The organism is Streptomyces sp. NPDC000345 (assembly GCF_042898825.1).
In the GTDB taxonomy this organism is placed as follows: Bacteria; Actinomycetota; Actinomycetes; order Streptomycetales; family Streptomycetaceae; genus Streptomyces.
In genome coordinates, this window is record NZ_JBIAZE010000003.1 from 205586 (window position 1) to 218171 (window position 12586).

Genomic DNA, 12586 nt, shown 5'->3' on the forward strand with positions numbered 1-12586 from the left:
TCGCGTGGTTCCCCGCGCACCTGAGAGCTGCGGTCACCCTGCTACCAGGCGAAGGCCTCCGGGGACGGGCCCGGGCCCGGGAAGATCTCGTCCAGGCCGGTCAGCAGGTCCTCGGAGAGCTCCAGCCCGACGGCGCGGACCGCGGAGTCGAGCTGTTCCGCCGTGCGCGGGCCGACGATCGGGCCGGTCACGCCCGGCCGGGTGAGCAGCCAGGCCAGCGCCGCCTCGCCGGGTTCCACGCCGTGCTTCTCCAGGAGGTCCTCGTACGCCTGGATCCGGGCACGTGCGGCGGGGTCGGCGAGGGTGTCGGCGGCCCGCCCCGACGCCCGGCGGCCGCCCTCGGCCTCCTTCTTGATGACCCCGCCCAGCAGCCCGCCGTGCAGCGGCGACCACGGGATGACCCCGAGCCCGTACTCCTGGGCGGCCGGGATGACCTCCATCTCGGCGCGGCGCTCGGCGAGGTTGTACAGGCACTGCTCGCTGACCAGGCCGATCGTGCCGCCGCGCCGGGCGGCGGCCTCGTTGGCCTGGGCGATCTTGTAGCCGGGGAAGTTCGAGGACCCGGCGTAGAGGATCTTCCCCTGCTGCACCAGGACGTCGATGGCCTGCCAGATCTCCTCGAAGGGAGTGCTGCGGTCGACGTGGTGGAACTGGTACAGGTCGATGTGGTCGGTCTGCAGCCGCTTCAGCGAGGCGTCGACGGCCCGCCGGATGTTGAGCGCGGAGAGCTTGTCGTGGTTGGGCCAGGCGTCGCCGTCGGCGGTCATGTTGCCGTACACCTTGGTGGCGAGGACGACCTTGTCGCGCCGCTCGCCGCCCTTCGCGAACCAGTTCCCGATGATCGTCTCGGTACGGCCCTTGTTCTCGCCCCAGCCGTACACGTTCGCGGTGTCGAAGAAGTTGATGCCCGCGTCCAGCGCCGCGTCCATGATCGCGTGGGAGTCGGCTTCGTCGGTCTGCGGGCCGAAGTTCATGGTGCCGAGGACGAGTCGGCTGACCTTGAGTCCGGTACGTCCGAGCTGCGTGTACTTCATGAAGCACAAGCCAACGGCTTGGAGTGCGCTCCAGGCAAGGGGAACCGGTCAGTCGCAGGGGAAGCCGTCGGTCTTCAGGGTGAGGTCGACGACGGTACCCGCCAGGTGGACGTCGCCGCCGAAGTCGACCCTCGTGCTGGTGACGTAGCGACCGTCCTTGGGGTCCGTGTAGACGAAGCACCGGCCCTGGTAGGGATCCGCGATGAGGTAGACGGGGACCTCGGCGACCGCGTAGGCGGTCTTCTTCGGGCCGTAGTCGTTGGCGGCCGTGCCCTGGGAGATGACCTCGGCGACGAACTCGACGTCCTCGTGACGCCAGCGGTACAACGATACGCACGGTCACCGGGACACGAGGGGACGCGGGCATGTGCCAGACGTCAGGCCGCGTACTCCCCGCCCAGCCCCCACCCCTGGTGCATCGCCTCCGCGAAGGCCGCCGCCAGCCGGTGCTCGCCGGCGGCGTTCGGGTGGGTGCCGTCGTAGGTGTCGGTGTGGATGTCCCAGGCCTCCGGGACCGAGGCCATGAGGATCGGGGAGGCCGGCTCGTCGAGGTCCGCGGCGGTCTTCGCGAGCAGCTCGTTGAACAGGGCGACCTGGGTGGCGAAGGGCGGGTCGTTGGCGGCGCGGACGTTCGGGATCACCGGGAGCCAGACCATGCGGATCCGCGGGTTGGCCGTGCGGGCCTCGGCCACGAAGGCCCGTGCGTTCTCGTCGGTCTGTTCCGCGTTGGTGTAGAAGCCGAGGTCGATCAGGCCCAGGGAGACGAGCAGTACGTCCGCCCGTGACCCGCGGACGGCATCGCCGATCAGCGGGACCATGTGCAGCCAGCCCTCGCCCCAGCCGGCCAGGTGGGCGCGGGGGAAGCCGGGGTCGGCGTACGCGTACGACGTCGGGGCGTCCGTGGTCTTGTCGTAGAGCGTCTCGCGGGGACCGACCAGGGTGAACGGACCGCCGTAGGTGGCGCACAGGTGCTGCCACAGACGGTAGCGCCACGTGTGTTCGCCCGAGCTGCCGATCGTCATCGAGTCGCCTACGGGCATGAACCTGAGCATCCGCTCATGATGGGGGATCGGGGACGATCACAGGAGCCGACGGGGTGTGAGGCTGGCCACGGCCGCCGCCCTCGTCGGGAACGCCCGGGCGGGATGGCAGGCTTGAGTGCATGCGCCGACCCTTCGCCCGCCGTGCCGGAGCCGCCCGCCGTGCCGGAGCCGCCCGCCGTGCCGGAGTCACCAGCCGAGCCGGAGCCCTCCTCGCCGTGACCCTCCTCGTGGGCGCCTTCGCCGTGCCCGCCTCCGCCGCCGAGGGCAAGGGCGACCAGGGGTTCACCATCGAGGACCCGCGCATCACCGAGTCCAGCGGCCTCGCCGCCTCACGCCAGCACCCCGGCATCTACTGGACGCACAACGACAGCGACGACGGCCCCTACCTCTACGCCGTCGACAGCGCGACCGGGAAGACGGTCGCCCGGCTCACCCTCACCGGCGTCGGCACCCCGCGTGACGTCGAGGCCGTCTCCATCGGCCCCGACAACCAGATCTACGTCGGTGACATCGGCGACAACCTCGGCGGCGGCTGGCAGTACGTCTGGGTCTACCGGCTGCCCGAGCCGAAGACGCTCACCGACCGGACCGTCCGCGCCACGCAGTACGTCGTCACGTACGAGGACGGCGCCCGCGACGCCGAGTCGCTCGTGGTGCACCCCAGGACCGGGCGGGTGTACATCATCGACAAGAACGAGGACGGCGGGCACCTGTACGAGGGCCCGGCGACCCTCTCCACCCAGGGGAAGAACGTCTTCAGGCGCACCGCCGCCGTCGACCTGTGGGCCACCGACGCCGCCTTCTCCCCGGACGGCAGCCGGCTCGCCGTGCGCGGCTACTTCGGCGGCATCTCCTACGACTGGAACGACGGCGACATCAAACGCGAGGGCCGGCTCGACGTGCCCCTGCAACGGCAGGGGGAGTCGCTCAGCTACTCCGCCGACGGCAGCAAGCTCATGTACGGCAGTGAGGGATCCGGGAGTTCCGTGGTGGCGGAGGACGCGCCCGCCGGCAGCGGCTCCAAGTCGCCCTCCGGGGGAGCAAGTTCCGAGGGCTCCTCGTCCGAGGGGTCCGGGTCCTCGGCGGCCGCGGGCAACGTCAAGCTCGGTGCCCTCGCCCTGGCCGCCGTCGCCGCCGCCGTCTTCGGCTTCCGCCGGCTGCTGCGCCGCAACTGATCCCTCCGGGGCGGTCCGGGCCGGGCGGGGCGCCGTCCGGCCCGGACCGTGAGGCCGTGTCACCCGTCCGCCCCGTCGCGCGCGACAGGCGCCCGGTCGCCCGGTCAGGCTGAGGTGTCTCGCGGGACGGGGGCGGCCTCGAAGACGCGGTCCCGCTCTCACCGATGGGAGACCCGATGCGCGGTCATGCCATACGTGCCGCAAGAAAGCTGTGCCCCCTCGTCGCCGCCCTGGGACTGGCGGTCCCCCTGGCACTCACCACCGCCGAGGCGGCGGAGGCGGCTCAGGCGGGCCAGGTGAGCTCGGCGGGCCCGGCGGGCCACGTGAGCGCGGCGGCCCAGGCGGGTCACATGAGCCAGGCGGGCCAGGTGGTCCCGCCGGCCCTGGTGGGCACGGCGGTCCCGGCGGCCCTGGTGGGCCAGGTGACCCCGGTGCACAAGGTGGCCCAGGTGGCCCCCGCCCCGGTGGGCAAGGCGGGCCAGGCGGCCGAGGCAGTGCAGGTGGGCCAGGTGACCCCGGCGGCTGCGGTGATCCCGGCGGCTGCGGCGACCCCGGCGGCCCAGGCGGCCATGGCGGCTCAGCCGGGCCTGGTGGGCAAGGCGGGCCTGGTGGGCGAGGCGGCCCAGGCGGGCCAGTTCGTGCACTGGCGTTCCGAGCGGGTGCCGCTGAGCGGCCAGATCACCGGCGACTCGGAGCAGATCGACGTCACCGGCGCGATCGACGTCACCGTCGTCACCACGACGAGGCCGGGCGGCGGCGGCACGGCACGGATCATCAGCTCGCTGAACCACACCACGGGCGTCGGGCAGACGACCGGCACGACGTATCTGTTCGTCGGCGCGGACGTCGACAGGGTCTCGTACCCGCCCGGCCCGATCACCCCCCTGACCGTCTTCCCGACCTTCCTGGAGATCGCCCTGTTCGTGCCGCCCCACCCGATCGTCCCGCCGCACCCGATCTCGCCGGTGCGGGTCACCGCGGACGTCTCGGGGACCGGGGAGATCGACGACATCGACGCCGAGCTGTACGAGCCCGCGCCCTGACGCCCCGGGCGGCGGCACCGCCACGGTGCCGCCGCCTCCGCTCTCCTCTGCCGCCCTCCTTGACGCGCTCATGGCATCTCAGTTTCCTGGAGGGTGCGCGGTGTATGGGAGCGCTCCCATGTTCCGGGCCCGCGCCGCCCCCGAGAGGAAGCAACGCCATGTTCCGCAACCTCCGCAGAGCGCTGTGCGCCGCCGTCGCGGCCCTGCTGCTCCCCCTGGCGGCGGGCGCGCAGTCCGCCCACGCGGCCGGCGCCGCCGCGACTGACGCCGCCGCGGCCGACGCCGGTGCCGGCTACTGGCACACCAGCGGCCGCCAGATCCTCGACGCCGCCGGGCAGCCGGTCCGGATCGCCGGGATCAACTGGTTCGGCTTCGAGACCGGCAACTACGTCGTCCACGGTCTCTGGTCCCGCGACTACAAGAGCATGATCGACCAGATGAAGTCGCTGGGCTACAACACGATCCGCATCCCGTACAGCGACGACATCTTCAAGAGCTCGACCGTCCCCAACAGCATCGACTTCAGCGGCGGGAAGAACGCCGACCTGCAAGGGCTCAGCCCGCTGGGGGTGCTGGACAAGCTCGTCTCGTACGCCGGCCAGGACGGCCTGAAGGTCATCCTCGACCGGCACCGCCCGGACGCGGGCGGGCAGTCGGCGCTCTGGTACACCTCGGCCGTGCCGGAGTCGACCTGGATCACCAACCTCAAGGCACTGGCGGCCCGTTACCGCGGCCAGGACACGGTCGTGGGCATCGACCTGCACAACGAGCCGCACGACCCGGCCTGCTGGGGCTGCGGCGACACGGCCACGGACTGGCGGCTGGCGGCGCAGCGGGCCGGCAACGCCGTCCTGTCGGTCAACCCCGATCTGCTGATCTTCGTCGAGGGCGTGCAGACCTTCAACGGCGTCTCCGGCTGGTGGGGCGGCAACCTCATGGGCGTCGCGCAGTACCCGGTGCGGCTGGACGTGCCCGACCGGGTGGTGTACTCGGCCCACGACTACGCCACGAGCGTGGCCCAGCAGAGCTGGTTCAGCGACCCGTCCTTCCCCGCCAACATGCCGGGGATCTGGGACAAGTACTGGGGCTACATCTTCAAGCAGAACATCGCGCCCGTGTGGGTGGGCGAGTTCGGTACGACCCTGCAGGCGACGGTCGACCAGCAGTGGCTGGCCGCGCTGGTGAGCTATCTGCGCCCGACCTCGGCGTACGGCGCCGACTCCTTCCACTGGACCTTCTGGTCCTGGAACCCCAACTCCGGTGACACGGGCGGGATCCTCAAGGACGACTGGCAGACCGTGGACACGGTGAAGGACGGGTACCTGGCGAGCGTCAAGGCGCCGGGCTTCCCCGGCACCGGCTCCGGCGGCGGAGGGGGCGGAGGCGGGAGCACGGCCGCCTGCTCGGCCTCCTACACCGTCAGCAGCGACTGGGGCAGCGGCTTCAACGCCGAGGTGAAGGTGACCAACACCGGGACGACCGCGATCAGTTCATGGAAGGTCACCTGGACCTGGAGCGGCTCGCAGCGGATCACCAGCGTCTGGAACGCCGCGTACACGCAGTCCGGCGGGGCCGTGACGGCCGTGAACGCCTCCCACAACGGCGCCGTGCCGGCGGGCGGTTCGGCGAGCTTCGGCTTCGGTGCCGCGCCGGGCGGCGGATCGGCACCGAGTGTGAGCTGCACGGCGGCGTGAACGAAGGGCGCCCGGCGTTCCGGACGCCGGGCACCCTGCCTCGGTGGCCCTTCGCCGCACGGCTCCGTGGTGAGCGCGCCGGCTCGGCGGAGTGTGCCGGCTCGGCGGTGTGTGGTGGCCTTTCGGTCCCTGTCGGGGCCCTGTGGATCAAATCACTTCCAAATCTTCCGTCCAGAACCTTCATCCGGGCGTGCTTCTCCGGAAGGATCCGGCCAGGATCGTGATCCTTCCGGTCCTGCCCAACCCCCCATGGTGTGAAGGAACTTCATGAGAAGAAGCACAGCCGTGCTCTGTGGTGCCACCGTCGTCCTCGCCGGGTCGCTCACCGCCGTCCCGGCGGAGGCCGCCTCGTCGCAGTCCGCCCAGGCGGCGAGGGTCACCTGGAAGAAGTGCGCCACCGAGGACTACCCGACCCTGCAGTGCGCGTCGGTGAAGGTGCCGCTCGACTACGCCAAGCCGCAGGGCCGGAAGATAACCCTGGCCCTGTCCCGCGTTCCGCACACCGCGCGGAAGTACCAGGGCCCCCTGCTGGTCAACCCCGGTGGCCCCGGGGGCAGCGGGCTGAGCCTCGCCGGGTTCGTCGCGTCCTCGCTGCCCAAGACGGTCGCCGCCCAGTACGACGTCATCGGCTTCGACCCGCGCGGCGTGGGCAAGAGCAAGCCCGCCCTCGACTGCAAGCCGGGCTACTTCAACCCGGTCCGCCCGGATTCCGTGCCCAGCACCTCCGCGATCGAGAAGGCCAACCTCTCGCGCGCCAAGTCCTTCGCCAAGGCCTGCGGTACCAAGTACGCGGACGTCCTGCCGTACATCAACACGGTCAGCGCCGTGAAGGACATGGACCAGATCCGCAAGGCGCTCGGCGCCAAGAAGATCAACTACTTCGGTTACTCGTACGGCACCTACCTGGGCCAGGTCTACGCCAAGCTCTTCCCGACCCGGGTGCGCCGTCTGGTGCTGGACTCGATCGTCGACCCGAACGGGGTCTGGTACGACGCCAACATCTCCCAGGACTACGCCTTCGACGCCCGCCACAAGGCGCTGATGGCGTGGATCGCCAAATACGACAGCACGTACAAGCTGGGCACCGACCCGGCCGCCATCGAGGCGAAGTGGTACGCGATGCGGGCGGAGCTCGCCAAGAAGCCGGCCGGCGGCAAGGTGGGCGCCTCCGAGCTGGAGGACACCTTCATCCCCGGCGGGTACTACAACGGCTACTGGCCCACCCTCGCCTCGGCGTTCGCCGCCTACGTGAACGACAAGAACGCCGCCCCGCTGGTCAAGGCCTACGAGGGCATCGCGGCCATCGACGCCTCCGGCGACAACGGCTACAGCGTCTACACCGCCGTGCAGTGCCGTGACGTCTCCTGGCCGCGCGACTGGAAGCAGTGGCGCAAGGACAACTGGGCCGTGTACTCCAAGGCCCCGTTCATGGCCTGGAACAACGCCTGGTACAACGCGCCGTGCGCCTACTGGCCCACGAAGACGCTGAAGCCGGTGAGCGTCGCCAACAGCAAGCTCCCGCCGGTCCTGCTGTTCCAGGCGACGGACGACGCGGCCACCCCGTACCAGGGCGGTGTCACCGCCCACCGTCTGCTCAAGCACTCCAGCCTGGTGGTCGAGCAGGGCGGCGGCAACCACGGCATCACGCTGAGCGGCAACACCTGCCTGGACAAGTACCTGGCGAAGTACCTCACCGACGGCACGGTGCCGCGCGGCAGCGGCGTTGCCGACGCCGTCTGCCAGAAGACCGCCGACCCCAAGCCGGCGAGCACGGCGAACTCCGCCCTGGCCTCGAACGAGGCGGCCGGCGCGGCGCCCGCCGACGCCCTGCACGGGCTGGTCGGTATCCGCGGCTGAGTGACGGACCGCCGCCGAGCCGGCGGATGAGGCACGCCCGGTGCTCGCCGGGCGTGCCGAGGGGCGCCCGCGGTGATCCGCCGGGCGCCCCTCGTCACCGTACAGACGCTGTGGTCAGAGCTTCTCGATCACGTAGTCGACGCACTTCGTGAGCGCCTCGACGTCCGCCGGGTCGATCGCCGGGAACATCGCGACCCGCAGCTGGTTGCGGCCGAGCTTGCGGTAGGGCTCGGTGTCGACGATGCCGTTGGCGCGCAGGGCCTTGGCGATCGCGGCGGCGTCGATCTCGTCCGAGAAGTCGATCGTGCCGATGACCTGGGAGCGCTTGGCCGGGTCGGTGACGAACGGGGTGGCGTGCTTCGACTCCTCGGCCCAGCTGTACAGGCGGGTCGAGGAGTCCTTCGTACGGGCCGTGGACCAGGCGAGGCCGCCCTGGCCGTTGATCCACTCCAGCTGCTCGTTCAGCAGGAAGAGGGTGGCGAGGGCCGGGGTGTTGTACGTCTGGTTCTTGCGCGAGTTGTCGATCGCGGTCGGGAGCGAGAAGAACTCCGGGATGTGACGGCCCGACGCGTGGATCCGCTCGGCGCGCTCGATCGCGGCCGGGGAGAACACGCCGATCCACAGACCGCCGTCGGAGGCGAAGGACTTCTGCGGGGCGAAGTAGTAGACGTCCGTCTCGGTGATGTCGACCGGGAGGCCGCCGGCGCCGGAGGTGGCGTCCACCAGGACCAGCGCGCCTTCGTCGGCGCCCTCGACGCGCCTGAGCGGGGCGGCGACACCGGTGGAGGTCTCGTTGTGGGTGAAGGCGTAGACGTCGACGCCGGCCTCGGCCCGCGGCTCGGGGTGCGTGCCCGGGTCGGAGGAGACGACGGTGGGCTCGGCCAGCCAGGGGGCGAGCTTGGCGGCCTTCGCGAACTTCGAGGAGAACTCACCGAACGTGAGGTGCTGCGACTTGTTCTCGATCAGGCCGTGGGTCGCCACGTCCCAGAACGCGGTGGAACCGCCGTTGCCGAGGACGACCTCGTAGCCCTCGGGCAGGGAGAACAGCTCGGAGATGCCCTCGCGCACCCTGCCGACCAGGTTCTTGACGGGAGCCTGCCGGTGAGAGGTGCCGAGGAGGGAGGTTCCGGTCGCGGCGAGGGCGTCCAGCGCCTCCGTCCGCACCTTGGAGGGACCCGCGCCGAAACGTCCGTCCGCGGGCTTGATGTCAGAGGGAATCTGGATCTCAGCCACGCAGGGAGGTTAGCCGGTGGAGGAAACCTCGGCGAAACCTCGTCCGTCGGCTGAGACGGCGTTTCGCTGGGCGGACCGTTTCTTCAGGGCGGCCCCGCCGGAGGCGTGAAGGCGCGTACGCATGCTGGTTTGCTGAAGACATGACGGATCTTGAGGCCGAGCTGCGCAAGGCCGTCCGGGGTGACGTCGGCTTCGACGTCACCTCCCGGGCGCTGGTCACCATGGACGCGTCGAACTACCGCCGCGTCCCCCTCGGCGTCGTCGCCCCCCGGGACGCCGACGACGTGAGCGCCGCCCTGGAGGTCTGCCGGGCGCACGGGGTGCCGGTCGTCGCCCGGGGCGGGGGCACGTCGATCGCGGGACAGGCGACGGGCACGGGCGTGGTGCTGGACTTCACCCGGTACATGAACCGGTTGGTCGCCCTGGACCCGGAGGCGCGCACGGCCGTCGTACAGCCCGGGCTCGTCCTGGACCGCCTCCAGGAGGCCGCCGCCCCCCACGGCCTGCGCTTCGGCCCCGACCCGTCCACGCACAGCCGCTGCACGCTCGGCGGGATGATCGGCAACAACTCGTGCGGCTCGCACTCGGTGGCGTGGGGGACGACCGCGGACAGTGTGCGCGAGCTGCGGGTCGTCACCGCGCGCGGACGGCGGCTGCGGCTCGGGCAGGGGTGGGCCGGGGCGCCGGAGGGGCTGCGGGAGCTCGTCGAGGGGGATCTGGCGCTGCTGCGGACCGGCTTCCCCGAACTGCCCCGCCGTATCTCGGGCTATGCGCTGGACGCGCTGCTGCCCGAGAAGGGCGTCGACGTGGCCCGCTCCTTCTGCGGCTCGGAGGGCACGCTGGGCGTGCTGACGGAGGCGGTCGTCCGGCTCGTCGAGGCCCCCCGCGCGCGTGCGCTCGCCGTGCTCGGCTACGGCGACGAGAGCGGCGCGGCCGAGGCGGCGGCCGGACTGGCGGCGGCGGGGGCGGCCCGTGCGGGCGGAGCCGGCAGCGGGAGCGGGCCGCTGACGGTGGAGGGCATGGCGGCGGACCTGGTGCCGGCCGGGGCGGCGGCCGGGCTGCCCCGGGGCGGGGCCTGGCTGTTCGTGGAGACGGGCGGGGAGACGGAGAGCGAGGCACACGCGCGGGCGCGGGCGGTCGTGCGGTCGGCCCCGGACGCCGTGGACTCCCTGATCGTCACGGACCCGGCCGGGCAGCGCGCCCTGTGGCGCATCCGCGAGGACGCGAGCGGAACGGCGACCCGCATGCCGGACGGCTCCGAGGCCTGGCCCGGCTGGGAGGACTGCGCGGTACCGCCGGCCCGGCTCGGCGCCTACCTGCGGGACTTCCGGGCGCTGCTCGCCTCGCACGGCCTGCGCGGGACGCCGTACGGCCACTTCGGCGACGGCTGCGTCCACGTCCGGATCGACTTCGACCTGCTGACGGAGCCGGGCATCGGCCGCTTCCGCCGCTTCTCGGAGGAGCTCGCCGACCTGGTGGTCGCCCACGGCGGCTCGCTGTCCGGGGAGCACGGCGACGGACAGGCGCGGGCCGAGCTGCTGCCGAGGATGTACGGGGAGCCGATGGTCGCCCTGTTCGGGCGGGCGAAGCGTGTGTGGGATCCCGACGACCTGCTCAACCCCGGCATGCTGGTGCGCCCCGCGCCCCTGGACACCGGTCTGCGCTTCTCGGTGCTTCCCCGCGAGCCCGTCCCGGTGGCCTTCGGCTACCCCTCCGACGGCGGCGACTTCTCGGCGGCCGTCCGCCGCTGCGTGGGCGTCGCCAAGTGCCGTACGACGACGGCGAGCGGGCCCGCCGTGATGTGCCCGTCGTTCCGCGCGACGGGCGAGGAGGCGCACTCCACACGCGGGCGTGCCCGCCTGCTGCACGAGATGCTCGCCGGTGAGGTGGTCACCGGCGGCTGGCGCTCGCCGGAGGTGCGGGACGCGCTGGACCTGTGCCTGTCCTGCAAGGGCTGCCGGTCGGACTGCCCGGTCGGGGTCGACATGGCCACGTACAAGGCCGAGTTCCTGCACCACCACTACGCGGGCCGGCGCCGCCCCGCCGCCCACTACGCGATGGGCCGGCTCCCCCTGTGGCTGCGCTGGCGTCCCGCACGCGCGCGACGGGGCTCGTGAACGCCCTCGCGCGGGTGCGGCCCCTGGCGTGGGCGGTGAAGCGGGCCGGCGGGATCGCGGGGGAGCGGGCGATCCCCCGGCTGGCCGGGGAGACGTTCAGCCGCTGGTGGCGGCGGCGGCCCGCGCGCGCCGCCGGCGGGGGTGAGCCGGTCGTCCTGTGGCCCGACACGTTCACCGAGCATCTCTCGCCCTCCGTCGGCCGGGCGGCCGTACGGGTGCTGGAGGCGGCCGGGCTGCGGGTGGTGTTGCCGCCGACCCTGCGGATGCGCGGGCGGCCGGTGGGCGACGGGCGGACGAGGAGCGCGGCGGCGCTGCTGACCGCCCGCCGGGACCGGGTCTGCTGCGGGCTGACGTACGTCTCCACCGGCCAGCTCGACCACGCGCGCGCGGTGCTGCGCCGGACCCTGGACCTGATGGAACCGGTGCTGGAGACGGCCGCACCGGTCGTCGTCCTGGAGCCGAGCTGTGCCGCCGCCCTGCGCACCGACCTGCCCGGGCTGCTGCCCGACGACCCGCGCGCGCAGCGGCTCGCGGGGCGGGTGCTGACCTTCGCGGAGACGCTGGAGCGGCACGCCCCGGACTGGGTCCCGCCGCGCCTGGACCGTCCCGTGGCCGGCCAGACGCACTGTCACCAGCACGCGGTGCTCGGCGACGCGCCCGACCGGCGGCTGCGCGAGGCCGCCGGTCTCACCGGGGAGCTCAGCGGCGGCTGCTGCGGCCTCGCGGGCGACTTCGGCTTCGGGAAAGGGCACTTCGAGGTGTCGGTGGCGTGCGCGGAGGAGCAGCTGCTGCCCGCCGTGCGGAGCGCTCCGCCGGACTCGGCCGTGCTCGCGGACGGCTTCTCCTGCCGCACACAGCTGGAGCAGCTGGCGGGGGTGCGGGGGCGCCACCTGGCGGAGGTGCTGGCGGACGGGCTGGGGGAAGCGCCGGCGGACGGGGCGGTGGACGGGCTGGAGGACGGGCCGGCGGGGGAGCGGGGATGACGCCCGGGTGAGGGCGGGCCGGTGCCCGGCCGGCCCGGCTTCCCCGGCGGCCCGGCTTCCCCGGGCTGCCCGGGTTCCACGGCTCACTCAAGCAATTGCCAGCTACTCCAAGGGTATTCACAGCGCTCCTTTGCTCTTTTTGCCGTTCGCGGAGATGAGAAGCGTGTAAGTTTCTCGATGTCGGGAGCCGGACGCGGAAAGCCCGAGACGACGAAAGCACAGCGCAATCCCCGCAAGGAGTTGGAATGAGCTTCAAGAAGCTTGCCCCGCTGCCCCCCAAGCCCAAGTCGAAGCAGCTCCCGCCTCCGCCGAAGCCGAAGGCGAAGAAGAAGCATCAGCCCCAGCCGCCGGTTCCCCGCCAGGACGGCTGATCCCTCGCTGAAATGCTGAAAAGGGGCCGATGGTGC

The 12586-nt window shown here is 72.3% G+C and carries 8 protein-coding genes and 2 pseudogenes; 6 read left to right on the forward strand and 4 right to left on the reverse strand.

Going from position 1 to position 12586, the window contains the following annotated elements; genetic code table 11:
* Positions 1-41: 41 nt before the first annotated feature.
* From ACFY30_RS08445 to ACFY30_RS08455, 3 genes and pseudogenes are all read right to left on the reverse strand, one after another.
* Positions 42-1034 (reverse strand): aldo/keto reductase, encoded by a 993-nt coding sequence (locus ACFY30_RS08445; protein ID WP_390844388.1) that lies wholly within the window; start codon positions 1032-1034, stop codon positions 42-44.
* A gap of 48 nt (positions 1035-1082) precedes the next feature.
* Positions 1083-1352 (reverse strand): annotated as a pseudogene (locus ACFY30_RS08450) (Uma2 family endonuclease); the annotation flags it as partial.
* Between the two features lie 59 nt (positions 1353-1411).
* Positions 1412-2086, reverse strand: coding sequence for a GDSL-type esterase/lipase family protein (locus ACFY30_RS08455; protein ID WP_390844389.1), 675 nt, complete (start codon positions 2084-2086; stop codon positions 1412-1414).
* Between the two features lie 110 nt (positions 2087-2196).
* On the opposite strand from ACFY30_RS08455, the gene ACFY30_RS08460 reads away from it, so the two are divergent.
* From ACFY30_RS08460 to ACFY30_RS08475, 4 genes are all read left to right on the forward strand, one after another.
* Entirely contained in the window at positions 2197-3252 is a 1056-nt protein-coding gene (locus ACFY30_RS08460; RefSeq protein WP_390844390.1) for a WD40 repeat domain-containing protein, read from the forward strand.
* Between the two features lie 176 nt (positions 3253-3428).
* A complete protein-coding gene (locus ACFY30_RS08465; RefSeq protein WP_390844391.1) occupies positions 3429-4295 on the forward strand; it encodes a hypothetical protein in 867 nt (288 codons plus the stop codon).
* Positions 4296-4453: 158 nt separating this feature from the next.
* A complete protein-coding gene (locus tag ACFY30_RS08470; protein WP_390844392.1) occupies positions 4454-5989 on the forward strand; it encodes a cellulase family glycosylhydrolase in 1536 nt (511 codons plus the stop codon).
* A 267-nt stretch (positions 5990-6256) separates the two neighbouring features.
* Complete coding sequence (locus ACFY30_RS08475; protein ID WP_390844393.1) at positions 6257-7846, forward strand: alpha/beta hydrolase; 1590 nt, start codon at positions 6257-6259, stop codon at positions 7844-7846.
* A 114-nt stretch (positions 7847-7960) separates the two neighbouring features.
* On the opposite strand, the gene serC is transcribed toward ACFY30_RS08475, so the two are convergent.
* The gene (gene serC / locus ACFY30_RS08480) at positions 7961-9079 is read right to left on the reverse strand and encodes a phosphoserine transaminase (protein WP_390844394.1); all 1119 of its coding nucleotides are present in this window, start codon (positions 9077-9079) and stop codon (positions 7961-7963) included.
* A 140-nt stretch (positions 9080-9219) separates the two neighbouring features.
* Here serC and ACFY30_RS08485 point away from each other — a divergent pair.
* Positions 9220-12179, forward strand: a pseudogene (locus tag ACFY30_RS08485) (FAD-binding and (Fe-S)-binding domain-containing protein).
* A 245-nt stretch (positions 12180-12424) separates the two neighbouring features.
* Complete coding sequence (locus tag ACFY30_RS08490; protein ID WP_390660422.1) at positions 12425-12550, forward strand: hypothetical protein; 126 nt, start codon at positions 12425-12427, stop codon at positions 12548-12550.
* The last annotated feature ends 36 nt before the right edge of the window (positions 12551-12586 follow it).

Bases quoted from the DNA above. Each gene is read 5' to 3' on its own strand.
- ACFY30_RS08455 (WP_390844389.1), bottom strand. From the start codon at position 2,086: ATGCTCAGGTTCATGCCCGTAGGCGACTCGATGACGATCGGCAGCTCG.
- ACFY30_RS08445 (WP_390844388.1), bottom strand. From the start codon at position 1,034: ATGAAGTACACGCAGCTCGGACGTACCGGACTCAAGGTCAGCCGACTC.
- ACFY30_RS08460 (WP_390844390.1), top strand. From the start codon at position 2,197: ATGCGCCGACCCTTCGCCCGCCGTGCCGGAGCCGCCCGCCGTGCCGGA.
- ACFY30_RS08465 (WP_390844391.1), top strand. From the start codon at position 3,429: ATGCGCGGTCATGCCATACGTGCCGCAAGAAAGCTGTGCCCCCTCGTC.
- ACFY30_RS08475 (WP_390844393.1), top strand. From the start codon at position 6,257: ATGAGAAGAAGCACAGCCGTGCTCTGTGGTGCCACCGTCGTCCTCGCC.
- ACFY30_RS08490 (WP_390660422.1), top strand. From the start codon at position 12,425: ATGAGCTTCAAGAAGCTTGCCCCGCTGCCCCCCAAGCCCAAGTCGAAG.
- ACFY30_RS08470 (WP_390844392.1), top strand. From the start codon at position 4,454: ATGTTCCGCAACCTCCGCAGAGCGCTGTGCGCCGCCGTCGCGGCCCTG.